This window comes from Pseudothioclava arenosa, from assembly GCF_002358085.1.
Lineage (GTDB): Bacteria > Pseudomonadota > Alphaproteobacteria > Rhodobacterales > Rhodobacteraceae > Pseudothioclava > Pseudothioclava arenosa.
The window spans coordinates 24,978-50,919 of record NZ_NTJD01000004.1; the positions used below are offsets into that span (position 1 = coordinate 24,978).

The 25,942-nt window shown below is 66.2% G+C and carries 21 protein-coding genes; 14 read left to right on the top strand and 7 right to left on the bottom strand.

The features are described 5' to 3' along the window. Positions 1-5 precede the first annotated feature (5 nt). From CLN94_RS06305 to CLN94_RS06320, 4 genes are read right to left on the bottom strand one after another with little or no spacing between them, the layout of a single operon-like run. Positions 6-2,027, bottom strand: coding sequence for a PqiB family protein (locus tag CLN94_RS06305; protein ID WP_096432320.1), 2,022 nt, complete (start codon positions 2,025-2,027; stop codon positions 6-8). Next, positions 2,024-2,671, bottom strand: a complete 648-nt coding sequence (locus tag CLN94_RS06310; RefSeq protein WP_096432322.1) for a paraquat-inducible protein A — start codon at positions 2,669-2,671, stop codon at positions 2,024-2,026. The genes CLN94_RS06305 and CLN94_RS06310 overlap by 4 nt, the downstream gene beginning before the upstream one ends. Further along, on the bottom strand, positions 2,638-3,255 hold the full coding sequence (locus CLN94_RS06315) for a paraquat-inducible protein A (protein ID WP_096432324.1): 618 nt from the start codon (positions 3,253-3,255) through the stop codon (positions 2,638-2,640). Before CLN94_RS06315 ends, CLN94_RS06310 begins: the two co-directional genes overlap by 34 nt. Before the next feature lie 58 nt (positions 3,256-3,313). Next, the gene (locus tag CLN94_RS06320; RefSeq protein ID WP_096432326.1) at positions 3,314-3,754 is read right to left on the bottom strand and encodes a MarR family winged helix-turn-helix transcriptional regulator; all 441 of its coding nucleotides are present in this window, start codon (positions 3,752-3,754) and stop codon (positions 3,314-3,316) included. 147 nt (positions 3,755-3,901) lie between these two features. Here CLN94_RS06320 and CLN94_RS06325 point away from each other — a divergent pair, with 147 nt between their 5' ends. From CLN94_RS06325 to CLN94_RS06360, 8 genes are all read left to right on the top strand, one after another. Then, positions 3,902-4,975 (top strand): cupin domain-containing protein, encoded by a 1,074-nt coding sequence (locus CLN94_RS06325; protein WP_218837240.1) that lies wholly within the window; start codon positions 3,902-3,904, stop codon positions 4,973-4,975. 4 nt (positions 4,976-4,979) lie between these two features. Then, positions 4,980-5,543 carry a maleylpyruvate isomerase N-terminal domain-containing protein gene (locus CLN94_RS06330; RefSeq protein ID WP_096432328.1) on the top strand — a complete coding sequence of 188 codons (564 nt, stop codon included), beginning with the start codon at positions 4,980-4,982 and terminating at the stop codon, positions 5,541-5,543. A gap of 12 nt (positions 5,544-5,555) precedes the next feature. Beyond that, positions 5,556-6,251 carry a fumarylacetoacetate hydrolase family protein gene (locus CLN94_RS06335; RefSeq protein ID WP_096432330.1) on the top strand — a complete coding sequence of 232 codons (696 nt, stop codon included), beginning with the start codon at positions 5,556-5,558 and terminating at the stop codon, positions 6,249-6,251. Then, positions 6,248-6,895, top strand: a complete 648-nt coding sequence (gene maiA, locus CLN94_RS06340) for a maleylacetoacetate isomerase (RefSeq protein ID WP_218837241.1) — start codon at positions 6,248-6,250, stop codon at positions 6,893-6,895. The genes CLN94_RS06335 and maiA overlap by 4 nt, the downstream gene beginning before the upstream one ends. 54 nt (positions 6,896-6,949) lie before the next feature. Further along, the gene (locus CLN94_RS06345) at positions 6,950-7,936 is read left to right on the top strand and encodes a TRAP transporter substrate-binding protein (protein WP_218837242.1); all 987 of its coding nucleotides are present in this window, start codon (positions 6,950-6,952) and stop codon (positions 7,934-7,936) included. Next, positions 7,933-8,427: a TRAP transporter small permease gene (locus tag CLN94_RS06350; RefSeq protein ID WP_096432332.1), complete on the top strand. Its 495-nt coding sequence runs from the start codon at positions 7,933-7,935 to the stop codon at positions 8,425-8,427. The genes CLN94_RS06345 and CLN94_RS06350 overlap by 4 nt, the downstream gene beginning before the upstream one ends. Beyond that, entirely contained in the window at positions 8,424-9,686 is a 1,263-nt protein-coding gene (locus CLN94_RS06355; protein WP_096432334.1) for a TRAP transporter large permease, read from the top strand. Before CLN94_RS06350 ends, CLN94_RS06355 begins: the two co-directional genes overlap by 4 nt. A 74-nt stretch (positions 9,687-9,760) precedes the next feature. Continuing rightward, positions 9,761-10,972, top strand: coding sequence for a 3-hydroxybenzoate 6-monooxygenase (locus CLN94_RS06360; RefSeq protein WP_096432336.1), 1,212 nt, complete (start codon positions 9,761-9,763; stop codon positions 10,970-10,972). Between the two features lie 42 nt (positions 10,973-11,014). Here the strand turns inward: CLN94_RS06360 and glsA are convergent, their stop codons facing one another. Beyond that, entirely contained in the window at positions 11,015-12,874 is a 1,860-nt protein-coding gene (gene glsA, locus CLN94_RS06365; RefSeq protein WP_096432338.1) for a glutaminase A, read from the bottom strand. A 585-nt stretch (positions 12,875-13,459) separates the two neighbouring features. Here glsA and CLN94_RS06370 point away from each other — a divergent pair. After that, positions 13,460-13,843, top strand: a complete 384-nt coding sequence (locus CLN94_RS06370) for a DUF3307 domain-containing protein (protein ID WP_179300251.1) — start codon at positions 13,460-13,462, stop codon at positions 13,841-13,843. 9 nt (positions 13,844-13,852) lie between these two features. On the opposite strand, the gene CLN94_RS06375 is transcribed toward CLN94_RS06370, so the two are convergent. Then, complete coding sequence (locus tag CLN94_RS06375) at positions 13,853-16,018, bottom strand: CHASE2 domain-containing protein (RefSeq protein ID WP_096432342.1); 2,166 nt, start codon at positions 16,016-16,018, stop codon at positions 13,853-13,855. Between the two features lie 81 nt (positions 16,019-16,099). Then, complete coding sequence (locus tag CLN94_RS06380; protein ID WP_143598882.1) at positions 16,100-16,909, bottom strand: FecR family protein; 810 nt, start codon at positions 16,907-16,909, stop codon at positions 16,100-16,102. 387 nt (positions 16,910-17,296) lie between these two features. Here CLN94_RS06380 and CLN94_RS06385 point away from each other — a divergent pair, with 387 nt between their 5' ends. From CLN94_RS06385 to pstA, 5 genes are all read left to right on the top strand, one after another. Then, a complete protein-coding gene (locus CLN94_RS06385) occupies positions 17,297-18,646 on the top strand; it encodes an efflux RND transporter periplasmic adaptor subunit (RefSeq protein ID WP_096432346.1) in 1,350 nt (449 codons plus the stop codon). Then, the gene (locus tag CLN94_RS06390; RefSeq protein WP_096432348.1) at positions 18,643-21,777 is read left to right on the top strand and encodes an efflux RND transporter permease subunit; all 3,135 of its coding nucleotides are present in this window, start codon (positions 18,643-18,645) and stop codon (positions 21,775-21,777) included. Before CLN94_RS06385 ends, CLN94_RS06390 begins: the two co-directional genes overlap by 4 nt. 275 nt (positions 21,778-22,052) lie before the next feature. Further along, on the top strand, positions 22,053-23,087 hold the full coding sequence (locus tag CLN94_RS06395; protein WP_096432350.1) for a substrate-binding domain-containing protein: 1,035 nt from the start codon (positions 22,053-22,055) through the stop codon (positions 23,085-23,087). Positions 23,088-23,147: 60 nt separating this feature from the next. After that, complete coding sequence (gene pstC, locus CLN94_RS06400; protein ID WP_096432352.1) at positions 23,148-24,608, top strand: phosphate ABC transporter permease subunit PstC; 1,461 nt, start codon at positions 23,148-23,150, stop codon at positions 24,606-24,608. Then, the gene (gene pstA / locus CLN94_RS06405; RefSeq protein WP_096432354.1) at positions 24,605-25,939 is read left to right on the top strand and encodes a phosphate ABC transporter permease PstA; all 1,335 of its coding nucleotides are present in this window, start codon (positions 24,605-24,607) and stop codon (positions 25,937-25,939) included. The genes pstC and pstA overlap by 4 nt, the downstream gene beginning before the upstream one ends. Positions 25,940-25,942 lie beyond the last annotated feature (3 nt).

The window sequence follows — 25,942 nt, forward strand, 5'->3', positions numbered from 1 at the left end:
TCCTGTCAGCGGCCCAGAATGAAGGCGCGGGGGTTGCGTTCGATCATCCGCGCGAGCGACCCGAAGGCAGAGGTCGCCCGGCGCAATTCGCGCATCGTGTCGAGCACCTCGGCATTGAAGGCCGAACGCTCGCCATACGAGGCCACCAGCCGCTCGGCGGTGGTGACCAGGGTTTCGAGCTTTGCGGTCAGCTCGGGCAGGCGCGCGGTGGCGCCTTCGAGCGCGCTGGCCGCGCCCTCGGCGGCGACCAGCGTGCCGTTCAGCTTTTCGGCCGCGCCGCCTTCGCGCAGCTCGGCCAGCAGGGCGGCCGATTGTTCCAGCGTGTCCGACAGGGCGCGCGGCAGCTGCTCGGCATCTTCCGAGCCGAGCATCGTGCGCAGGTCGGCCAAGAGCCCGTCGATCTGGGCGCCGATCTGTTCCAGCGGCATCGCCGCCACCGCCTGCGCTGCCGCATCGGTCGAGGCCAGCGCCGCGCCCAGCCCTTCGATCTCGGTCTGCACGCTCGTGGCGGCGCTGCTCAGCCCGTCGAGCGCGGTGATGGTTTTCGCCGCCGCCTCGCCCTCGTTGAGCCCGTCGGCCAGCTCGCGCAGTTCCGCCATCAGCCCGGTCAGCTCGCCGGGCAGGGCGCGGGTCTGTTCGCTCTCGGCCAGCGCCGAGACGCTGTCGAGCGTGCGGATCGCAGAGGCCAGAAGCTCTTCGATCGGCAGCGCGCTGATGCGGTTGAAGACGCCCTCGGCGGTGGCGGCCAGATCGTTGGTGGCGGCGGCTGCGGTCGGGATCGTGGGGTAGGGCACGGCCGACAGGTTCATCTCGGCCTCGGGCAGGTCGGGCACATCGGTCAGCTCGATCACCAGCGTCGAGCCCAGAAGCCCCACGCCCGCGATCCGGGCGCGCATCCCGTGCAGCACCTCACCGGCGAGGAATTCGTTCACATATTCCTGCTCGGTTCCGGGCGCGAGGCCGAGCCGTTCGGGCGCGAGCGCGATGGTGATCTGCTGCTTGGCGAAAGGCGTGCCGGTGGTGTCGGTGAACATGCGGATCGAGAGGTCCGTGACCTCGCCCGCCTCGATGCCGCGAAACTGCACCTTGGTGCCGCGCTCGATCCCCTCGACGGCCTCGTCGAAGAGCAGGATATAGCGGGCAGGCTCGGAAATCCCGGCGCCGAAGATCGAATTGCGCGCAGCCTCGGCGCCCGGATAAAGCCGGAAGCCCTGTCCGTTCTCGACCTGGGTTCCGCCGCTCGCGAAGGTGGCGAATTCGACGCCGCCCTGCACCAGTGAGGCGAGCGAGCGGATATCGAGGCTGACGCCGGTCGCATCCAGAGACACCGAGACGCCCGAGGTATCCCAGAACCGCGTGTTGGTGGTCAGCCGGCGGTCATGCGGCGCCTCGATGAAAGCGTCGAGCGTGACGCCGCTGTCGGCCTCGTTCAGGCGCAGGTTCTGCAGCCGCCCGACGGTGACACCGCGAAACAGCACCGGCGCGCCCTCGGCCAGCCCGCCCGCGTCGTCGGCGCGCAGCTCGATCCAGGTGCCCTTGCTTGGATCTAGAGTCACCGGCGGGCGGTCGAGCCCGGTGAATCGGCGGGTGGATGCCCCCGGGGTGGCATCCCAATAGCCCTCGATGAACGTGCCCGACAGCACCGTGTCGAGCCGCGAGATCCCCTGTGCCGAGACCTGCGGGCGTACCAGCCAGAACCGCGCCTCGGCGTCGATGAAGGGGGCGACATCCTTGTTCACGCGCACGCCGATGCGCACCGAAGCCAGATCGGGGGTGAAGCCGATGGTCTCGATGCGGCCGACCTCGACCTCGCGAAAGCGCAGCACGGTTTCGCCCGGGCGCAGGCCGGTGGCATCGGCAAAGTCGATCTCGATCAGCTCGCCGCGGTCGGAATAGCTCTTCCACGCCACGCCCAGCGTTACCGCCAGCGCGAAAAGCGGCACCAGCCAGATCACCGAGAGCCGCGTCCAGATCGGATCGGGCGCGGGCTCGGTCACCAGTTCGGCGGGGGGGCGTTGGTCGGTCATGGTCCCTCGGTCCTGGCAGGGCCGCGCCAGATCAGGCGGGGGTCGAAACTTTGCGCCGACAACATCGTCAGCGCGACGGAAAGCGCGAATGAAACGGCGGCCGGTCCGGGGTGAATGGCCGCGACCGCCCCCAGTTGCACCAGCGCCGACAGGATCGCAACGACGAAGACGTCGATCATCGACCAGCGGCCGATGAATTCCACGATTTCATAGAGCAGCAGGTGGCGATGCCCGCCCGCGCGTTGCTCATTGCCCACGGCAAGCGCGAGATAGGCGATGGCAATGAATTTCGAGACCGGAATCAGCACCGAGGCGATGAAGACGATCGCCGCCACGAGGTAATTGTGATGGGCGAAAAGCTCGATCACCCCGCCGAGGATGGTGTTGGTCTGTTCATGGCCCAGCGTGGCGGTGCGCAGCATCGGATAGAGGTTAGCGGGGATGTAACAGATCAGCCCCGCGGCCCACCACGCCCAGACCGCCTGCAGCGCACTCCGGTCGACCGGGCGCAGCCGCGCGCCGCAGCGCCCGCAATGCTCCGTGCCCATCGGCCAGACCCGCCCGCAACTGGTGCAGCCGGTCAGCCCGGCATCGCGCGCGGTCGGCACGCTCAGCTCTGTCCGATTGCGTCCCATATCGTCCATTGGCTCAGAAAGGCGTTTTTCAATGCGGTCACGATAATCAGCGCGCCAAAGGCCCAGAACGCAGGCCCGAGTGACACGGTGGCGAGGCCTGCGAGCTTGACCAGCGCGACGCCGGTGCCGATCACGAAGATCTCGGCCATCGACCAGGGCTCAAGCTGATCGGCCAGGCGAAAAATGCGCCGCGCATGGGGCCAGGCCGGGCGGCCGTTGGCCAGCGGCCAGAGCGTGTAGATCAGTGCCGAAAACCGCAGCACCGGCAGCCCCACGATCAGCGCCATGACCGCGAATGACAGCGGCGCCAGCCAGCCCTCGGAAAAGGCCATCGCCACCTCGAAGACCGAGCTGGCATGCGACATCCCCTGCGTCGAGATCTTGAGGAACGGAAAGAACACCGCCCCCACCATCAGGATCATCGCGGTGAACGAGAGCGCGACCACATGCAGGAAGGACCGAACGCGCGGCGCGATCAGCAAGGCGCCGCAGCGCGCGCAGGTGGCGCGCTCTTGCGGGGCCAGATGCCGCGCGCGGTGCAGCGCGTCGCATTTCGGGCAGGCCATCAGCTCGTGGATCGGGGTGTCGTTCATGCCCGGCAGAATATAAGGGTGGGGGCGGATCGCAAGCGCGCTGCGCGGACGCTCCCGCTTAGCCTGCGTCCGCCGCGCCGTTGCCGATCGCCTTGCCCAAAAGCGCCAGAAGCGTGTCGCGCTCGGTCGGATCGAGGTTGCTCAGCATCGTGTCCTGCGCGCGGCGCACCGCCGGCCAGACCGTGCGCAACAGCGCCGTGCCCCGCTCGGTGATATGCAGGCTGCGCGCGCGACGATCGGATTTGGAGACACAGCGCTCAAGGAAGCCGCGCGCCTCGAGCCGCGTGATCACACCGCCGATCGTCACCCGGTCATAGGCGATCAGCGCCGCCAGCGTCGCCTGTTCGATGCCCGGGTTCTTTTCCAGCGTCACCAGCGCCGCGAACTGCACCGGCGTCAGATCGAATCCCGCCGCATGCGTCTCGGCGGCGAAGGTCGCCACCGCGAGTTGCTGCATCCTGCGGATCAGATGGCCGGGGAGTGTCTCGATCGTGTCCATGATTTCCCTTTATGCCACAGGGCCTGCGCGCTCAAGCGCGGAAAGGCGCGCAGAAAAGATGATATGCGCACTCATCATTATTGACACGTATACTAATGATACGCATGCTACCTAAATAGCGAATCGTTGCGGTTAGGGAGGCCCACGATGGACAACGTCATGCAGCCGGAGGACACTCCGGAGCTGCGGCAGCTTTATGCCGATTTCAAAACTCAGCACCTCAACCCGCTCTGGACGCAGCTTGGCGACCTGATGCCGCGGCATCCGAAGCCGAAGGCCGTCGCCCATGTCTGGAAATGGGCCGATCTTTACCCGCTGGCGAAAACCTCGGGCGAGCTGGTGCCGGTGGGCCGGGGCGGCGAGCGCCGCGCGATCGGCCTGGCCAATCCGGGGCTGGGCGGTGAGGCCTATATCTCGCCCACGCTCTGGTGCGCGATCCAGTATCTCGGCCCGAAGGAAACCGCGCCCGAACATCGCCACTCGCAAAACGCCTTCCGCTTCGTCGTCGAGGGCGAGGGCGTCTGGACGGTGGTGAACGGCGATCCGGTGCGGATGTCGCGCGGCGATTTCCTGCTGACGCCGGGCTGGAATTTCCACGGACACCACAACGAGACCGACCAGCCGATGGCCTGGATCGACGGGCTCGACATCCCGTTCTCGTTCCAGAACGACGTGGGTTTCTTCGAATTCGGCTCGGACCGGGTGACCGATTACGCGACGCCGAACTATTCGCGCGGCGAGCGGCTTTGGTGCCATCCGGGCCTGCGCCCGCTGTCGCAGCTGGAAAACACTGTCTCCTCGCCGATCGGCGCCTATCGCTGGGAATATACCGACGCGGCACTGACCCAGCAGCTCTTGCTGGAAGAAGAAGGCTACCCGGCCACGGTCGAGCAGGGCCACGCGGCGATCCGCTACGTGAACCCGACCACCGGCGGCGACGTGATGCCGACGATCCGGGCCGAGTTCCACCGCCTGCGCGCGGGCTGCGAGACGCCCACGCGGCGCGAGGTCGGCTCGACCGTGTTCCAGGTCTTTGAGGGGCGCGGCGCGGTGGTGATGAACGGCGTGACCCAGAAGGTCGAGAAGGGCGATATCTTCGTGATCCCGTCCTGGGTGGCCTGGTCGCTGCAAGCGGAAACGCAGTTCGACCTGTTCCGCTTCTCGGATGCGCCGATCATCGAGCGGCTGCAGTTCCAGCGCACCCTGATCGAGACCGCCTGAGACCATGGGCGATCTGGATCTGGCACGGGCGGCGCTGCGGGCGCGGCAAGGGGCGGGTGCGCGCTATGAGGCGGCCACGGCCCCGGCGCAAGAGCTTGCGCTTGCGCGCCTTGGCGCGGCCTATTTCGCGCGCAAACTCAACGAGTTGAGCGATGCCGAACTGGCCATGCCCTCGGCCCGGCCGGGCTGGACACGGGCGCGCGTTGCGGCTTCGGTCGCGCTGCAGGCGCGCGAAATCGCGCAGGCGATCGAAGACGCGCTGGGGCTGGAAAGCGACGAGCGGGCCGAGACCGACAGGGCCGCGCTTGATCTGGCCGAGACCCTGCCGCCGCGCGCGCTGCGCCACCTTTGCGCCCATGCCGATGTGCATCTGGCGGTGGTCTGGCGCGACGTGCCCGAGGCGGGCTGGGCGGGGCAGGTGGCTCTGGCGCGGGGCACGACCGATATTTGCGCCACGCCGCGCCAACGCGCGATTGCGCTTTGGGCCGGGGCGCTGGCTCTTGGAAACGGCGGACGGCTGCGCGACGTGCCGCAAGATTTGCGCGACGAGCTCGCGAAACAGGACTGAAAGGACAGGACAATGACCAATCTCTTCCCCTCGCCGCAATGGCCGACCGTTCCCGTCAAGGGCGAGGCCGCGGCCTATCCGGTGCATCGCATCTTCTGCGTCGGGCGCAACTATGCCGCGCACGCCGCCGAAATGGGTGTCGAGGTCGACCGCGAGGCGCCCTTCTACTTCACCAAATCGGCGCTGATGACCGAGCAGTCGGGCGCGACCGTGCCCTATCCGCCGGGCACCGAGAATTTCCACTATGAAATGGAGCTGGTGATCGCGATCGGCGCGCCGGTGTTCAAGGCCGATACCGAGACCGCCGCCAAGGCGATCTACGGCTATGCCTGCGGCCTCGACATGACGCGCCGCGATCTGCAGTTGAAGGCGCGTGCGACGCAGCGGCCCTGGGATCTGGGCAAGGATGTCGAGCAATCCGCCGTCTTCGCGCCGATCACCAAGGCGGCCGATTATGCCGCCATCGGCCCGCAGCGCATCCACCTCGAGGTCAATGGCGAAATCCGTCAGGATTCGAAGCTCGAAGACCTGATCTGGAAGGTCGAAGAGATCGTCTCGCACCTGTCGCATTACTACCACCTGCAGCCGGGTGACCTGATCATGACCGGCACGCCGGCGGGCGTGGGCGCGGTGGTCGCGGGCGACAAGATCACCGGCGGCATCGACGGGCTCGACCCGATCGCGCTGACCATCGGGGCGGCGGAATGATCCGCTTTCACGGATATTTCCGGTCCTCGAGCGCCTATCGCTGCCGGATCGCCTTCAATCTCAAGGGCATCGAGACGGAGTTCGTCTCGATCCACCTGAGGAAGGACGGTGGCCAGCAGAAGACGCCCGGATACCGCGCGCTGAACCCGCAGGCGCTGGTGCCCGCGCTGGAAGAGGGCGATTTTCGCCTGACCCAGTCGCTCGCGATCATCGAATGGCTCGACGAGGTGAAGCCGGGGCCGAAACTTCTGCCCGAGGAGGCCGGTCTGCGTGCGCAGGTCCGCGCCTTCGCGCAGGTCATCGCCTGCGACGTGCACCCGCTGCAGAACCTGCGCGTGCTCGATTACCTCAAGGCCGAGTTCGGCGCCGATCAGGCCGCGCTCGATGCCTGGTGCGGGCGCTGGATCACCGATGGTCTGGCCTCTTGCGAGGCGCTTCTGTCGGCGCGCGCGCCCTCAGAGTTCTGCTTCGGGGACACGCCCTCGCTCGCCGATATCTGCCTTGTGCCGCAGGTGTTTTCGGCCGCGCGTTTCGGCGTGGATCTGGGCGCCATGCCGGGCGTGCGGGCCATCGCCGCGCGCTGCGAGGCGCTGCCGGCCTTTGCCGTGGCGCATCCAAAGAACCAACCGGACTGGGAGGCCTGAGGAGAGGCCTTTCGGACTTATTTCAGGGAGATCGTCATGCAGGGAGGACACGCTATGACATTCACCAAACTCACCCGCACCGCGCTTGCCGCGATGCTTCTGACTTCGGCCGCGATCAGCGTGGAGGCGCGCGAACTGCGCCTCGGGCTGATCACGCCGCCGAGCCACGTCTGGACCAAGGTCGCCAACCGCATCGCGGAAAAGCTGCCCGAGGCGACCGGCGGCGAGTTGACCGTGGCAGTGTTCCCGGCCGGGCAGCTGGGCTCGGAACAGGAAATGTTCCAGCAGATGTCGGCGGGGCTTCTGGATGCGGGTCTGATGACCGCTGCCATCACCTCGCTGCGCGCGCCCTCGATGCAGGGCTGGTTCACGCCCTATCTCTTTGCCGATGTGAGCGAAGCGCAAAGCGCCGCGGCGCTGCCCTCGGCGGCGAAGATGCTTGATGAGCTTTCGGCCGCGAACCTGCATGGCATGGGCTACACCTTTGCCGGCATGCGCCAGATTCTGATGAAGGACGCGCCCGCCACCGCGATCGACGACCTCAAAGGCAAGAAGATCCGCATCGTGCCGTTCCCGGCGATGAAGGTCTGGTGGGGCGCGATCGACGCGGTGCCGACGCCGGTCAACCTGACCGAGGTCTATCAGGCGCTGCAGACCGGGCTTCTGGACGGCATCGACATCGACCTCGACGCGCTGGTCGGGCTGAAGTTCGGCGAGGTCGCCAAGGGGCTGACCGTGACCAACCACATGGCCTTCCCCTCGGTGATGATGGTCTCGAACCCGACCTGGCAGAGCCTCTCGGAAACCGAGCAGGCGGCGTTCCAGGCGGTGGTCGACGAGGCGCTGGCCTGGGGCTCGGCGCAGCAGATCGAGGCCGAGGCGAACAACCTCGCTTCGCTGCAGGGCACGCTTGATATCGTCACGCTCGAAAACGGTGCCGAGGTGTTCGGGGCGGCCAACGCGGCCGTGGCCGAAAGCTTTGCGCAGTATCCGCTGATCGCGGAATTCCAGCAAGAAGTGCTGGCGGAGCAGGGCAAGTGAAGCTCCTTCCCGCTCTTTCGGGCGGGCTGGTCCGGCTGGAACGCTGGGCCAGCCGGGCCCTTGTCGCGCTGTTCGTGGGGCTGATCGTGGTGAATGTCGCGATGCGCTACCTCGCGGGCAGCCCGCTGGTCTTCGCCGAGGAACTGGCGGCGATCCTGCTGGTCTGGCTGACGCTGGTGGCGGTGTCGATCTCGGTCCGTGACAAGGCGCAGATCGGCGTGACCCTGATGGTCGAGCAACTGCCCCGCCAGGTCCGGCAATGGATCGAGGCGCTGGTCTGGGCGCTGATCGCGGGGATGCTGGCGCTGTTGCTCAAGGCCGGGATCGGCTGGGTGACCTCGCCCTCGGTCGGCTTTGAGCAGGTGATCACCACCGGATGGCAGAAATGGCCGTTCTTCGTGATCTTCCCGATCTTCTGCGCCACGGCGCTTGTGCATGTGCTGGCCCATCTGCGCGAGGCGATCGTCAAACTCTCGGGGAGGCTCGAATGACGGGCGGAGTATTCCTTGCGCTGATGCTGATCGGCATGCCGATCGCCTTCGTGCTGATCGGCGCGACCCTCGCCTTTGTCGCGATCACCGGCAATACCGCGATCCTGAACGCGATCCCGCAGATCGCCTTCGGCTCGGTCGAGAATTTCGACCTGCTCGCGATCCCGCTGTTCGTTCTGCTGGGCGAGATCATGAACGAGAGCGGTCTGACGCGGCGGATCATCCTGGCGGTGCGGGTCTGGCTGACGCGGCTGCCGCATAACCTGGTGATCGTGAACCTGATCTCGAACCTCGCGCTGGCGGCGATCATGGGATCGGCCACGGCGCAGATGGCGGTGATGAGCCGCGTCGTCGTCCCCGAGATGGAGCGCGACGGCTACAAGCGCGGCTATGCCGCCTCGATCACCGCCTCGGCGGGGCTGTTGGGGCCGATCATTCCGCCCTCGATGGTGTTCATCATCTATGGCGTGATCGCGCAGGTCTCGATTGCCGACATGTTCACGGCGGGGATCATGCCGGGGCTGATGCTCTTCGTGCTGATGGTCGCGATCGCGATGTGGCAGGCGGGGCGCAACCACGACCCCAAGGCCGAAGGGGCGGGGCTGCCCGACATTCCGCGCTGGAAGGCGACGCTGCCGGGGCTCGCGACGATGCTCATTCCGCTGACCATCGTGGGCGGGATCTCGGCGGGCGTGTTCACGCCGACCGAGAGCGCCGCCGCCGCGATCGTCGTCGCGCTGGTCTTCGGCGGGCTGGTGTTTCGCGAGCTGCCGTTTGCCTCGATCCTGCGGATCATCGACCGCACGGTCTCGAACTCGGCGATCGTGCTGTTCCTGATCATGGCGGCGAAGGTCTTTGGCTGGGTGCTGACCTATAATCAGGTGCCGCAGGCGGTTGCGGCCTTCATCACCTCGCTTTCCGACGATCCGACGGTGTTCATGCTGCTGATCATGCTGGCGCTGACCGGCGTGGGGATGTTCCTCGACGGGATCGCCGCGCTGATCATCCTGACGCCGATCCTGCTGCCGGTGGCGGTGGGCCAATATGGCATCGACCCGATCCAGTTCGGCGTGATGATGAGCCTGACGCTGGTGCTGGGGCTTCTGACGCCGCCGGTGGGCACTGGGCTTTATATCGCGGCCGCGCTGTCCAACGTGCCGATCCTGCAATTGTCGCGCCTCGTGATGCCTTATGTGGTGGCGACGGTTCTGGTGATCCTGGCCACGATCTTCATTCCCTGGATGGTCCACCCGTTCTGAGGCGGTCCAGCCACCCAACCCTGACTGAAACGAACACGGCCCGGCGCTTTGCGGGCCAACGGAGGAGAATTGCCATGACCCAAGACCTTCCCATCCTCATCGCCGGTGGCGGCATCGGCGGACTCGCGACCGCGATCGGCCTTGCGCAAAAGGGGATCCGCTCGCTGGTGCTGGAAAAGGCGCCGGTGCTGGGTGAGATCGGCGCGGGCATCCAGCTCGGTCCCAACGCCTTCCATGCCTTCGATTATCTCGGCGTGGGCGACGCGGCGCGCGCGCTGGCCGTCTATATCGACAACCTGCGCCTGATGGATGCCATCGACGGCACCGAGATCACCCGCATCCCGCTGGATGACGCCTTCCGCGCGCGCTTCAAGAACCCCTACGCGGTGATCCACCGGGGCGATCTGCACAAGGTCTTCCTCGATGCCTGCCTCGCCCATCCGCTGGTCGAGCTGCGCACCAGCGCCGAGGTCACCGATTACACCGAAGAGGGCAGCGCCATCATCGCGACGCTCGCGGGCGGCGAGATCGTGCGTGGCCGGCTCCTGATCGGGGCGGACGGGCTTTGGTCGAACGTGCGCAAGAAGGTCGTGGGCGACGGCATGCCGCGCGTCTCGGGCCACACCACCTATCGCTCGGTGATCCCGACCGAGGACATGCCCGAGGATCTGCGCTGGAACGCGGCGACGCTTTGGGCCGGGCCGAAATGCCATATCGTGCATTACCCGCTCAAGGGCTGGAAGCTGTTCAACCTTGTCGTCACCTATCACAATGACGCGCCGAGCCCCGAGGCGGGCGTGAGCGTCACCCGTGACGAGGTGAAGAAGGGCTTCGAGCATGTCGCCCCCGTCGCGCGCCAGATCATCGACCGCGGTCAGGACTGGAAACGCTGGGTGCTGTGTGACCGCGATCCGGTGACGAACTGGGTCGACGGGCGCGTGGCGCTCTTGGGCGATGCTGCCCATCCGATGCTGCAATATTTCGCGCAGGGCGCCTGCATGGCGATGGAGGACGCGGTGGCGCTGACGCATTGCCTCGATGTCCATGCCGATCACGCGGCGGCTTTCGCGCAATATCAGGAGCTGCGCCGCCTGCGCACCGCCCGCGTGCAGCTGCAATCGCGCGAGATCGGCCAGCATGTCTATCACCCCGGCGGCGCCCATGCCGAGCTGCGCAACGCCGTGATGCGCGCGAAATCGCCCGAGAACTGGTATGACATCGTCGACTGGCTCTATGGCTCGACGGGGCTCGAGGGCGCGGTTTCGGCCGAGACCCACAAGGCCTGAGCGAACACGCCCTGCGGCCCGACGGTCGCAGGGCGCTCCGCGTTACTGAAGCGCGGCGATCTGGTCGTTCGCGGCGCGCAACCGGCTGGAGAGCGAACGCACCATGTTCGACAGCATCGCCTCCATGATCTGCGGGCGCGTCGCGGCCAGTTCGCGCACCTGCTCGACCGAGAACCCGTAGACCAGCACCGGCGTATCGGCGCGCGCATTGGCAGACCGCGTGCCGCCATCCAGCAGCGCCATCTCGCCAAAGGCCTGCCCTGGCCCGACCGAGGCGATCCGGCGCGCAAGATCGTCCGCCTCGCCGAGGTGAATGCTGACCGAGCCGCGCGCGACGATAAAGATCAGCCGCCCCTCGTCGCCGACCTTCAGGATCGTCTCGCCCGCCTTGAAATCGAACGGATGGATCAGCGGCTCAAGCGCCAGAATGTCTTCGCGGTTGAGCCCCGCGAACAGCTCCAGATCGGCGAGCTTCAGCTTTTCGACCTGATGCGGCAGGCCATGAACCTCAAGCAGGCGGTTCTCGGCCGCCTCCAGCGCATGATCGAGATCGGGCACGAAGCTGAGCTGCCCCGCCTCGACCAGATCCGAGAAAGCCTCGGGCAGGCCGCGCAGGTTTTCATTGGCGCAGGCCTCTGTGATGACCACCGCGCAGCCCTGCGTCGCCAGCTCCGCCACCAGCTGTTTCAGCAACATCCGCGCCGCCCGGTCGACATAGGCCACGCGGCGGAAATCGAGGATCAGCGTCTCGCTGCCCTGCGCATAGCTGCTGGCCTGCCGGATCAGCCGCTCGGCCGTGCCGAAATGCAGCGGGCCCTGTGCCTCGATCACCGAAATCGCCTTGCCCGCCTTCAGCAGGATTTCGATCTCGGGCTGGGTGCGGACCCGGTTCGAGGTCACCTCGTCGGCGTGATAGCTGCGATGCACCACCGCACGGGTATCGGTGCGGTCGACATAGGCATGCAGGCTGAAATCGCGGGTGAAGCGCTTGCAGATCTCGATCCCGCGCACCGAATTGCCGACGCTGTCGAGGCGCGGCGAATAGACCGCGATGCCGAGCTGCCCCGGCAAGACCGCGATGATCCCGCCCGAGACCCCGCTTTTCGCGGGCAGGCCCACGTCGAACATCCACTGGCCCGCGTAGTCATACATCCCGCAGGTCGCCATCACCGAGAGCACGTCGCGCACATTCCCCGGCGAGATCACCCGCTCGCCGGTCAGCACGTTGCGCCCATGCGCCGCCAGCGTCGCCGCCATCACCGCCAGGTCGCGCGCGCTCACCAGGATCGAGCATTGCCGGAAATAGAGGTCGAGCACCTCTTCAGTCGGGCCGTTGATCATGCCCGAGTTCAGCATCATGTAGGCGATCGCGCGGTTGCGATGCCCGGTCTCGCTTTCCGAGCGATAGACGGTTTCGTCCATCGTCAGCTCGCGCCCGGCCAAGCTGCTGAAGAACGTCATCTGCGCCGCCTCGCGCTCGGCGGCATCGGCGCCGCGCAGCAGTTCCGACATCGCGATCGCGCCGGCATTGACCATCGGGTTGAAGGGGCGGTTGTTCACATCGTCCAGCACGATCGAGTTGAAAGGGTCGCCCGTCGGCTCGACCCCAACCTTGCGCAGCACCGCCTCCAGCCCGTATTCCTGCAGCGCATAGCCGAACATGAAGGGCTTCGAGACCGACTGGATGGTAAAGGGCACATCCGCGTCGCCCGCCGCATAGACCTTGCCGTCCACCGTCACCACCACCACGGCAAGATGGTCGGGATTGGCCTTGGCCAGCTCGGGGATGTAATCCGCGATCTTGCCCTCGTCGATCTGCGAAATCTCGGCGATCAGAGTGTTGAGATAGCGTTCGACCGGAGACTGGCTCTGCATCAGCGTGGCACGCGTGGTAATCGTCATTCCCGGAAATCTCCCCTGGGGATAAGCTTCGGCGCGCGCCGGGGGCGGACACTCCGGGCGCTGCCCGGGTCGTGTGGTGAATTCCCTTTCCGGCACACACAGAAAGCGCCCCGGCGCGGCAGGCCGGAATTCATCGGAACTGAACAGCGCAGGCAAGGCCCGCTCGATTAGCGGAATATGAGAAACAAGGCCTGTCAACGCCCGCGCAGGCCACACCAGCGGTTCGGTTCCGTCGGGGAAGTTTTGGCGTGTTTTTTAGGCGAACCGTCCGGTGCTTTCGGGGCATTTGCCCGATGTTGCAGCAGGAGCAGCATGTGAATGCCCGGGATTGTCGCGCAGGGGGCTTTCGGGCGGGCAGGGCGGCGCGAAAGGTCACGAAGTGGCGTCGAAGAGTGCAGTCGTGCAACAATTCGGCGGGAAATAGCCCGAGATTTACGCATCTGTCGTCTCGCCGGGCAGTCTCGGGGTAACATGTTGAAATCGGGGGCGCCTTGCCGGTAGCCTCTGAGTCAATCGGGTCGGAGGGCGCGGAGACGGATTCTGCGCGCGCCGGTCGTGCTGCCGGTTTTCGAGGAGGGCCGCCTGGTGACGGACGCTTTGGATGTTCTTGCGCTCGTGCTCCTGTTGCAGGCCAAGCATCTGGTCGCCGATTTCTATCTGCAGAACGAGTTCATGCTGTCGGGGCGCAACCGCTATTTCCATGCGGGCCGCGCGCTGCATGTGTTGATCCATCTGGCCGGAACGCTGATCGCACTGCTTTTCGTGGGAAGCGGCATCGCGGTGATCGCGCTGGTTCTGGCGCTTGAATTCGTGCTCCATTTCAACATCGACTGGGCAAAAAGCGCGCTGACCGAAAGCCAGAAACTGACGCCGAGCATGCCCGAATATTGGCATGCGCTGGGGCTGGATCAGGCCGCGCATCAGGCAACCTACATCGGCATTGCGGCGCTTTGCTATTTCCTGAACTAACTTGTTCGTTTAGCAAAAATCGCTGCGGCGCCCCGGGATCGCACTGTAGAAATCCTGCAGGCCGGGTTCGATATGTTCTGCTTTTTCAAGGCATTCGCTGATTCGAGCGGAGATGTCGGTGTCGGTGCCCGCACGCAATTCGGTAACGAGCCTTTCATGCGATTTCACCAGATCGGCAAAGGCCTCGGACCCCGCCATCGTCGCATCCCCGACCACGATCCGGAGCTTTTCGCGCTCGGAAATCCCCTTGAGCGAGAGCGCACCGGCCTCCAGCGTCGCCGCCCCGCCAGCGATCATCGCGACGGCATGCTCCGTAGTGACGATGTCATACGCGATGCGGCGGCAACTGGTCTCGATCCGGGCTGCCGCGTTCACCGCCTCGCCGATCGCAGTATAATTGAACCGGTCGCGCGAGCCGATATTGCCGACGCAGACCACGCCCGTGGCAAAGCCGATGGCAAGGGCGATCGGAGGCCGGCCGCGCGCGGCGGCCTGCCGGTTGAAGCCCGCTAGTGCAGCACGCATCCGCAGCGCGGCGCGGGCAGCATGAAGCGCGTGATCTTCGACATCGAGCGGCGCATTCCAGAAGGCCATGATCGCGTCGCCGATGAACTTGTCGAGCGTGCCGCGCTCGCTGAGAATCTCGCGCCCGAGATCGGTGAACAGCGCGTTCAGCATCTCGACCAGCTCGGTCGCGGAAAGGGTCTCGCTCAGCGGGGTGAAACCGCGAATGTCGCTGAACAGCACCGTGACCTCCTTGGTCACGCCGCCGAGTTCCAGCTGATGCCCGCCCGCCTCGATGTCCGACAGAACCTCGGGCGCCACGTATTGCGCGAAAGAGCGGCGGATCATGCGCTTGTCGCGATCGACGGCGATGAACTGATAGGCGAGCAGGAGGAAGAAGTTCAGCGCGCCCCCCAAAAGCGGAAAGGTCGCGTCGAACAGGATGCCCTGGCGCGCGAAGGCCAGATAGCTCAGCCCGAGGATGAACCCGCCCGTCGCCAGCCCCGAGACCACCGTCACCACCGCGCCGCTGGAGGCCATCAACAGCGTCATCACCAGCCCCAGCGCGATATAGGCGATCAACTCCATCCCGGCGGTGAAGTCGGATCGCTGCAGGGTCACGTTGGAGAGGATCTGTTCAAGGATCTGCGCGTGGATCGACACGCCCGGCACGGATTCCCCCAGCGCCGTGGTGCGGATATCGAGAAGCCCCGCCGATGAGGTCCCCACAAGGATGATTGCGCCCTCAATCTCGGGGCGCAGGGCCGCGGCGGTCTGGTTGTCGAGCACATCCGCCGCCGAGATGTAAAGCCGCGGGTCGTCGTGGCGATAGCGCACCCAGAGCTGTCCGTTCGGGCCTGTGGGAATGGTGAAGGGGCCAAGGCTCACGCTGTCGATCGCGCCCGGAATCCCCGGCACGCCGTCGATGAAATAGGTGCTCTCGCCCAAGGCCAGCCGCAGCGCCTCGAGGCCGAGGCCGGGCAGGATGCCGCCGGGGGTGCGCCAGAACAGCGGCACCTCGCGCACGATGCCGGTGCTGGTGCCGGGCACCACATTGACGCCGCCGATCCCGGCCGCCGCCTCGCCCAACGGGGGGGCAAGCCCCGTCGTCGCACGCAGCTCGTAAAGCCCCGCATCCGGCGCTTCGCCCACCAGCACGAGCCCCGATTTCGGCGCGACGGGCTCTGCGGTCGCGGACTCGTGCCCCGAGGCCAGTCCCAGCACCACTGGGCCCGTCGCGATGGTCTGCGCCAGCCGCAGGTCGTTGTCGTGGCCTTCAAGCGCGTCCGGGCTGCGCAGCGCGCCAGCAATCAGCGGGTCTTCGGCCAGCCGGGCGGGGGAATAGCGGTCGGGCTCGGCGAACATCACATCGAAGGCGATCGAAGCCGCGCCCATCCCGATCAGCCGGTCGGTCATCTCGGCCACCAGCGAGCGCGGCCAGGGCCATTGTCCGAACCGCTCCAGCGCGCGATCGTCGATATCGACGACCCGGATCGGCAGCTCGGGGAACTCGCGCGGCATGGCGCGCTGCAAAGTGTCGAAATAGGCAAGCCGCAGGGATTGCACCGGGCCCGGGTCCTCGATCCGGATCGCCAGTCCGATCACGACAAGGCTGAAGCCGAGCACCAGAAAGGGCCAGCGGATGCGGGCGCCTGCGGGTTTCACTGCCATGGCGGGCCCCTTCGTGCGCGGTTCAGGCGGTGGGGCGGGGCGCTGTCGCGCAGCCCGCCCCGTCGTGGAGATCCGCGAGGATCAGTCTTTGCCGCCCTTGCCACTGCCGGTCCCGCTGCCGTCCTGGCCATCGGAGACGTCATTGCCCTTGCCGCCGCTGGGGCCGGTGTCGCCGCTGCTGCCGGGGAAGCCGCCCGAGGTATCATCCGGGGTGGTCGGGTCCTCGGGTTCCGGTTCAGGCTCGGGTTCCGGTTCCGGCTCCACAACCGGCGTCAGCGCGGGGGCCAGACGCGTTTCGCGGCGCGGCAGGGTATGTTTGTCGCAGCCCGCGAGGTCCGCGCGGAACTGATGCTGCAGGGCTTTTTGCGAGGCAAGGAACGGAAAACCGTCTCGCAGCGTGTTGCTCGCCTCAAGCTGTGAGGCGGGCGCGTCGATGGCACCACCCGGCCGGCTCTTGGCGATGGCGCAGCTGCCCGAAACCTCGGCGCAGCGCTGCGAGGTGCCGCACATCCGCACCTTGCCGCTCAGCAGCACCAGCGAGGTCTGCTTGTCGCTGTCCACAGACACGTCGAAAACGGTGCCCCGGATGCCCATGGTCGCGGTCGGGGTGCGGATCTCGTAGGCCGTCTTGTCGCTGTTGCCGGTGATGAAGCGGAAACTGCCCGAAACCGCGCGCACCGCAAAGCGGCTGGCGCTGGACTGGTTGCGCATCACCATCTTGTCGACCTTGAAGCGCGAGTTCGGCCCGACCGCGATGCGGGTCTTGTCGGCGAAGACAAGCTGCACCTGCCCCTTGGCGTCGGTGATGATCTCGTCTCCCTCGGCGATTTCCATCCCGGTCTTGAGTGGCGAAACCTCCCAGCCCGATTTGACGGATGCCCCCGGCTGCACGGCCACGGCCGAGGCAATGCCGCCAAGAGCGGGAAGGGCGCTTGAAATGGAAAGTATGAAGAGCGCCGCGAGGGCGCGTATGAATGAAATAGTCACGTCCAGTTACCCCCCAAGGTAAACCAGTATCTAATGCGTGAAGAAGCGGGCCGGCCAAAGGCAGCTCGGCCGGGATGCCACGCTCCCAAGTTAACGTTCGGTCAAGTGGCGCCTCGAAGCAATGATTATGTCCAAAATGGGGCGCAAAAGCGGCAGAAAACGGGTGCTTGCTGCATATTTTTGCGGGGGCCGCCGAAAAAATCGCCGGGCTGCGCGTAAAATCGGGAGTCGCTTCTTGCCGCGAGTTGTCGCATTCTCGTTTGCGAATATGACTGCGAACAGGAAATTTTCATGACGACGGGCAAGGTGGTGACGCGGGTGCTGGCGGTGGCGGCGCCTGCGGCTTTGGGGGTGATGGCGGTTCTTTTCTCGGGCTCGCTGCGGCAGTTGCCCGCGCCCAATGAGACCACGCGCCAGCCGACGCCGGTGCGGGTGGTGACGCTGGCGCCGATGCCGCTGGTGCCGCGCGTGAGCGGCTATGGCACGGTGGCGCCGGTGCGCGAATGGCGTGCCGTCGCGCGGATCGAGGGCGAGGTGCTCGAGATTGCGCCGGGGCTTGCAGCGGGCGACCTCGTGCCCGAAGGCACGGTGCTGTTCCGCCTCGATGACAGTGATTTGCGGCTCGATCTCGCCGCGATCGACGCGCAGCTTTCGGCCTCGCAGCTCAAGGATCAGACGGTGCAGGCGAGCCTCGATCTCGCGCGTTCGGACCTTGAGCTGGTGCAGCAGGACCTTGCGCGTCAGGAAAAGCTCAACCAGCAGGGCGTGGTGACGCAGGCGGCGCTGGAAACCACGCGCCGCCAGGAGCTGACCGCGCGCACCAAGGTGACCGAGCTGACCAGCCAGATCACCCTGAACGCGGCCGAGCGCGAGGTGCTTTCAACCCAGCGCGCGGCGCTGATGCGCTCGATCGGTTTTGCCGAGATCCGCGCGCCCTATGACCTGCGCGTGACCGATCTGTCCTCGGATCTGGGCCAATATGTCTCGCGCGGGCAGGTGATGATGGCGGGCGAAGGGGTCGATGCCGTTGATATCTCGGCGCAATTCCCCATCGGTCGGATCGGCCCGCTGTTGCGTCAGGCGGGCGAGGGGGCGACGGTTCTGGACCTCATCGCCAAGGTGAAGCTGCCCGCCGCCGATCATTCGGTGGTCTGGCCAGCGCAGGTCATGCGCATCGGCGAGGCGATTGATGAGCGCACGCAGAGCACCTCGATTGTCGTGCGCGTGACCGATCCGCAGGGCCAAAGCGTCGCGGGTCAGCGCCCGCCGCTACGCCGCAACATGTTCGTCGAGGTCGAGCTGTCGGCCCCGAAACAGCAGGCGCTTGTCGTCCCCGCCGAGGCCGTGCGCGATGGCGCTGCGCTGGTCGTAAGCGCCGAGGGCACGCTGGAAAAACGCAAGGTCGAGACCGGCTTCACCGCCGGTGAAATCGCCGTTCTGACCAAGGGAGCGGCCCCGGGCGAGCAGCTTGTCGTCACCGATCCGACGATTGCGGTGCCCGGGATGGCGGTGAAACCTGTCGAGGACGAGGCGCGTCTGCAAGAGGTCGCGGCCGCGGCGCTGGGGCAGGCGCCCGGCGCGCCGGTTCCCGGCTCGGGCGCGGGCGGCGGCCAGGGCAAGAAGAAAGAGGCGGCGCAATGATCCGTCTGTTTTCCGGCCACCCGACGGCGGCCAATATCCTGATGCTGGCGTTTCTGGGGCTCGGGCTGATGGCGCTGCCGCTGCTGCAGCGCGACACGTTTCCGCTGACGCCCCCCTCCGAGGTCTCGGTGCGCATCGCCTATCCGGGCGCCACGCCCGCCGAGGTCGAGCGCGGCATCTGCACCGTCGCCGAAGTGCCTCTGATGAAGGTCGAGAACCTCGCCGAGCTGACCTGTCTTGCGCGTGAAAATGCCGCCCAGATCACCGCCGAGATCGTCGAAGGCGCTGATATGACGCGCTTTTACAATGACATCAAGGATACGGTCGATGGCGTGACGACCTTCCCCGACAAGGCCGAAGACCCGGTTTCGACGATTGTCGAGCGGGTCGCCTCGGTCGCTTCGGTGGCGGTGACGGGGCCGGACGATCCGGCGGTGCTGTTCGCCTATGCCCAGCAGCTCGCCGACCGGCTCCGCGCCGATCCGGGGATCTCTCAGGTCGAGGTTAACGGGTTTTCCGACCGTGAAATCGCGATCGAGTTCGACCAGCGCGCGTTGGAACGCTTTGATCTCAGCATGACCGCGATCGGCACCGCACTGGCGCGCTACAGCCTCGATATTCCGGCCGGCACGCTCGAAGGCCGCGCGGGCGATGCGGCGCTGAGGTTTCTGGGCGAGAGACGCACCCCCGCCGAGCTTGCGCAGATCCCGCTGATCAGCGGCGAGGGCGGCTCGGAGCTGCGCCTTGGCGATGTCGCGACGATCCGCGCGGGGTTTGACGATCCGGCGCAGGCGACGCTGTTCAACGGCCAGCGCGCGGCGATTGTCGCGGTGTCGAAAACCGCCACGCAGGACGCGCTGCGCGTCAAAGCCGCGCTCGATCGCCAGATCGAGGCCGCGCAGGCCGAGGCGCCGGGCAATATCGTGCTGACGATCTCGCAGGATTCGACCTCGAACATCCGCGACCGGCTGCGCATCATCGCGGTGAACGGCGTGCAGGGGTTGATCCTCGTGCTGGTGACGATGTGGCTGTTCTTCGGGCTAAGGCTGTCGTTCTGGGTGGCAATGGGGCTGCCGGTGTCGTTCCTTGGCGCGATCTTCGCGATGCAGCTCATGGGCTACACGATCAACATGATGACGATGGTCGCGCTCTTGGTGGCGACGGGGCTGTTGATGGACGACGCCATCGTGATCTCGGAGAATATCGTGCGCCGGCGACAGGCGGGCGAAACCGCGCGTCAGGCGGCGGTCAATGGCGTGATGCAGGTGGGGCCGGGGGTTCTGGCCTCGTTCCTGACCACGGCGATGATCATCGGCCCGCTCGGGTTTCTGACCGGCTCGATCGGCGAGATCCTGAAATACATCCCGATCGTGCTGTTGATCACCCTCACCGTCAGCCTGGTCGAGGCCTTCCTGATCCTGCCCTCGCACATGCGCCACTCGCTGGTCGGTGACCTCAGCCCCGGCCCAGTCAGTCGCCGCGTGAACGGCGCGTTCGACCGGCTGCGCGACGGGGCGATCGTGCCTTTGGCGGGGCTGGCGCTGCGTCATCGTTACCTGACGATCGGGGTCGCGGCCCTGCTGATCTGCCTCTCGATCGCGCCCTTCACCGGCGGGTTCATCAAGTATCAAAGCTTCCCGACGCTCGAAAGCGATACGGTCGAGGCGCGGCTTTTGCTGGCCGAGGGGGCGCCCCTTGCCCGGACCGAGCAGCGCGTCGCCAAGGTGGTCAAGGCGCTCGAGCAGATGAATGCCGAATGGACGCCCGATCAGCCCGAGGGGCAGGCGCTGGTGCAAAGCTACACGGTCACCTACGGCTTTAACGCCGATGCGGCGAGCGCGGGGCCGAACATGGCGACGATCTCGGCGGCGCTGTTGCCGGCGGGGGTGCGCACGACCGAGGTCACCGACATCGTGGATCGCTGGAAAAAGCTGACCGGGCCGCTGCCCGACATGGCCGCGATCCGCTTCACCGACAAGGAGCGCGGGGCGGGCGGCAAGCCGATCGACCTGCGCCTCGTGGGCGAAGATCTGGACGAGCTGGCGCTGACCGCACGCGAATTGCGCAAGTTCTTCCGTGGCTTCGACGGGGTGCGTGACGTCACCTTCGACCTGCAGCCCGGCAAGCCCGAGATCGTACTGCGGATGCGTCCGGGCTCGGCCAACCTGCTTGGTGTCACGCCGCAGGCGCTTGGCGCCGAGCTGCGCGCGGCCTTCCGGGGCGATACGGCGGTTTCGTTCTCGGATGCCTACGGGCAGGTCGATATCGTCGCGCGGCTCGCCCCCGAGGCCCGGCGCACATTGTCCGACATCCTGTCGCTGCGCGTGCCCGGCGCGAATGGCACGCTGGTGCCGCTCTCGGCGGTGGCCGAGGTGACCGAGACGCGCGGTTTCAACACGATTACCCATGTGAACGGGCAGCGCGCGGTCTCGGTGCAGGGCTCGATCAACCCGGCGGTCGCCAATTCGCGCGAGCTGATGGAGGCGATGCGCGCCGATTACCTGCCGAATCTGGCCGAGACCCGCCCGGGTGTGCGTGTGATCGTGCTGGGCGAGGCCGAGGATACCGCAACCACGGGCGCCTCGCTCTTGCGCTTCATGGTGGCGGGGATCGCGGGCGTTTACCTTCTTCTGGCCTTCTACATGGGCAGTTTCATCCGCCCGGTCGCGGTGCTGGCGGTGGTGCCGCTGAGCCTTGTCGGCGTGATCTGGGGGCATATGGCGCTGGGGCTGCAGATCTCGCTGCCGAGCCTGATGGGGCTGGCGACGCTGGCGGGGGTGGTGGTGAACAACTCGATCCTGCTCGACGCCTTCATCGGCGCGCGCCGGGGCGAGGGGGCCGATATCGTCACCGCCGGGCAAGAGGCCGTGCGCGACCGCTTCCGCGCGATCTTCCTCACGTCGCTGACCACGGTGGCGGGGCTTGGGCCGCTCTTGTTCGAGCAAAGCACGCAGGCGCAATTCTTGCGCCCGATCGTGGCGAGCCTCGCCTTTGGTCTGAGTGCCGCGACCTTGTTGGCGCTGTTCGTGACGCCCGCGATGCTGGCGGTGCTGGATGATCTGGGTCTGCGCCTCGCCGAGCCAGAAGAGCCCCCGGCCGAGCCGGCTCCCACCGCGCCGTCGCAGGCATGAGGGCAGGGGCGTCCAGCCCTTTCCCATGGTTCCGATGAGTCGGCCCGGCAGCCACAGGCGCCGGGCCGTTCGGGTTTTTCCGGGCTTGCGCAGGGCCTCGGTAAAAAAGATTAACGCGCCGAAATCGCCGCATTTACCTGTATTAACGAGGCTTACGCCGCGTCGCAGCGGGCTGTCATGATACCTTCACAAAACTTCAATATCTCTGTCACGCAAGCTGCCTAGGAAGCCCGTGGGTCGCATCAAGCCGGCCAAACGAATATCTGGAGATTGACATGAAATCCGCCAAACTCATGACCTCGGCCCTCGCGCTGGTCACCTTCACCGCCGGTGCCGCTGCGGCCCGCGATCAGATCCAGTCGGCGGGCTCGTCGACGGTTCTGCCCTACGCCACCATCGTTGCCGAAGCCTTCGGCGAAAACTTCGATTTCCCGACCCCGGTCGTGGAAGGCGGCGGCTCGGGCGCTGGCCGCAAGAAGCTGTGCGAAGGCGTGGGCGAGAACACCATCGACATCGCCAACTCGTCGTCGCGCATCAAGCAGTCGGACATCGACACCTGCAAGGCCAATGGCGTCGAAGAGATCATGGAAGTCCGCATCGGCTATGACGGCATCGTCTTTGCCTCGGACGTCGCGGGCCCCGAATTCGCCTTCACCCCGGCCGACTGGTACAACGCTCTGGCCGCCAAGGTCATGAAAGACGGCGCGCTGGTCGACAACCCGAACAAGACCTGGGCCGACGTGAACCCCGCCTTCCCGGCGCAGGACATCCTGGCCTTCATCCCGGGCACCAAGCACGGCACCCGCGAAGTCTTTGACATCAAGGTTCTGGAAGCTGGCTGCAAGGCTACCGGCGCCGAAGAAAAATTCGTTGCTGAACTCGGCGAGAAAGACGGCGAGAAAGCCTGCCTCGGCCTGCGCACCGACGGCGTGTCGGTCGACATCGACGGCGACTACACCGAGACCCTCTCGCGCCTCGACGCCAACAAGAACGCGATCGGCGTGTTCGGCCTGTCGTTCTACGAGAACAACACCGACAAGCTGCGCGTCGCCACCATGGATGGCGTGGTCCCCTCGACCGAAACCGTCGCCAAGGGTGAATACCCGGTGTCGCGCCCGCTGTTCTTCTACGTGAAGAAAGCCCACCTCGGTGTGATCCCCGGCCTGAAAGAGTACATCGAGTTCTTCGTGTCGGACGAAATGGCCGGCCCGGCGGGCCCGCTGGCCGCCTACGGCCTCGTGTCGGACCCGGAACTGGCCGCGACCCAGGAAATGGTCGCCAACGAAGTCCCGATGGGCGAGCTGAAGTAAGCGACAAGATCTGCGGTGGCGCCACAAGGCGCCACCGTTTCCCTGAATTTGGAACGATCCATGAGCATTGGCCTTCTTTCCCTCGTCGTGATCGCCCTTGCCGCCGCTGGCTTTCTGGTCGGGCGGCGTCTTGCATTGTCGAAGACCGGCGGCGATCTGCGCCTGCTGCACTCGCTGCCCGGCTATTACGGGCAGACGGTGTTTCTGTTCACCGCCGTGCCCGCGCTGCTGGTCATGGCGATCTGGCTTTTGGCGCAGCCGCTGCTGATCGAGACGCGCGTGGGGGCGATGATCGGCCCCGACGACATCCCGCAGGGTAGCTCGGCCAGCCTGGTGATGAGCGATGTGCGCCGGATTGCGGGGGGGATCGACCTGATCCTCGCGCAAGCCGGGCTGAATGAGGGCGACCTTGCCGCGATGGGCGCCGATGTCTCTGGCGTGCGGGCGCGTCTGGGCGAGGTCGGCGTGGCTCTGGGTTCGGATGTGCGCCCGACGGTTTTCGAGGCCGCGCGCAGCTACCGCGACCTGATGGCGACGGGCCGCCTCGCGATGAGCGCGGTGGTGCTGGCGCTGGCGCTGGCTGGGTTTGTGTTCGCGCTGTCGCGGATCACGCCTGAGTTTCGCGCGCGCAATGTCTCGGAGACCTTCGTGCGGGTGCTGCTGATCGCGGCCTCGCTGGTCGCGATCCTGACCACGGTCGGCATCGTGCTTTCGCTTGTCTTCGAGACGGTCCATTTCTTCCGCCTCTATCCGGCGAAGGACTTCTTCTTCAGCATGACCTGGAACCCGCAGTTCCGCGGGGGCTCGGATCTCGGGATCTGGCCGCTGATCTGGGGCACGCTCTATATCTCGCTGATCGCGCTTCTGGTCGCGGTGCCGGTGGGGATCTTTGCCGCGATCTATCTTGCGGAATATGCAACGCGGAAGGTGCGCGCGGTGGCAAAGCCGCTGCTGGAGGTGCTCGCTGGCATCCCGACCATCGTCTACGGTCTGTTTGCGCTGATCACCGTGGGGCCGTTCCTGCGTGACTATTTTGCCCAGCCGCTCGGCATCGGCTCGTCTTCGAGCTCGGTGATGACGGCGGGTCTGGTGATGGGGATCATGCTGATCCCGTTCGTCTCCTCGCTCTCGGATGATATCATCAACGCGGTGCCGCAATCGCTGCGCGATGGTTCTTACGGGCTGGGCGCGACGCAATCGGAAACCGTGAAACAGGTGATCTTGCCGGCGGCACTGCCGGGGATCGTGGGCGCGATCCTGCTCGCCGCCTCGCGTGCGATCGGGGAAACCATGATCGTGGTGCTGGGGGCAGGGGCTGCGGCCAAGATGTCGATGAACCCGTTCGAGGCGATGACCACCGTCACCGTGAAGATCGTCAGCCAGCTCACCGGCGATACCGAGTTTGCCTCGCCCGAGACGCTGGTCGCCTTCGCGCTTGGCCTGACGCTGTTTGTCTTCACCCTCGGCCTGAACGTCCTCGCGCTCTACATCGTGCGCAAATACCGGGAGCAATACGAATGACCGCCGAGGCCACGAATATCCGCCCCTCGCTGTTCCAGACCGACGCGCGCACCAAGCGCCGCAACGCGGCCGAAAAGCGCTTTCGCCTCTATGGCGTGGCGGCGGTCAGCTTTGGCGTGCTGGCGCTGGTCGTGCTGCTCAGCTCGATCCTGGGCTCGGGGCTTGGCGCCTTCCGCCAGACCTTCCTGACCATGGACATCACGCTGTCGGCCGAGGCGCTCGACCCCAAGGGCAATCGCGATCCGGCCGAGATGGCCAAGCAGACGACGATCACCTACGGCAAGGTGCTGGGTGCCGCGCTCGAGGCCGACCTGGCGGCCAAGGGGCTCGCGACCGAGGGGCTCTCTGCTAAGGAAATCAACGGGATGATCTCGAAAGAGGCGCCCGCGCAGCTGCGCAACATGGTGCTGGCGGACCCCGATCTGATCGGCCAGACGATCACCTTCAAGGCGCTGGCCAACGGTCGCATCGACGGCTTCTTCAAGGGCCGCGTGACGATGGAAAGCGCGGCGCTCGATAGCAACGTCTCGCCCGCGCAGCTGGAACTGGCGCTGGCGATGCGTGACGCGGGGCTGATGGGGCTGGCCTTCAACCCCGGTTTCATCACCGCGCCCGATGCCTCGGAGCTGCGCCCCGAAGCGGCGGGTCTTGGCGTCGCGATCCTTGGTTCGGCCTATATGATGCTGATCGTGCTGGTGCTGTCGCTGCCGATCGGGGTCGCGGCCTCGATCTATCTTGAGGAATTCGCGCCCAAGAACTGGTTCACCGACCTGATCGAGGTGAATATCTCGAACCTCGCGGCGGTGCCCTCTATCGTCTTCGGTATCCTCGGCCTCGCGGTGTTCATCAACTTTGCGGGCATGCCGCAATCCTCGCCGCTGGTCGGGGGGCTGGTGCTGACGCTGATGACGCTGCCCACGATCATCATCGCCACGCGTGCCGCGCTGAAGGCGGTGCCACCCTCGATCAAGGATGCCGCGCTTGGGATCGGGGCGTCCAAAACGCAGACGATCTTTCACCACGTGCTGCCGCTGGCGATGCCCGGCATCCTGACCGGCACCATCATCGGCCTGGCGCAGGCGCTTGGCGAAACCGCGCCGCTCCTCTTGATCGGCATGGTCGCCTTTGTGCGCGACTATCCGGGCGTTCCTCCCGAGGGGCTGCTGGACCCGGCCGCCGCGCTGCCGGTGCAGGTCTATAACTTCACGCAACGGGCCGACCCGGCCTTTATCGAACGCGCGTCCGGAGCCATCATCGTGCTGCTCGTCTTCCTGCTGATGATGAACATCCTCGCGATCATTCTGCGTCGCCGTTTCGAGCGGCGCTGGTAAGGA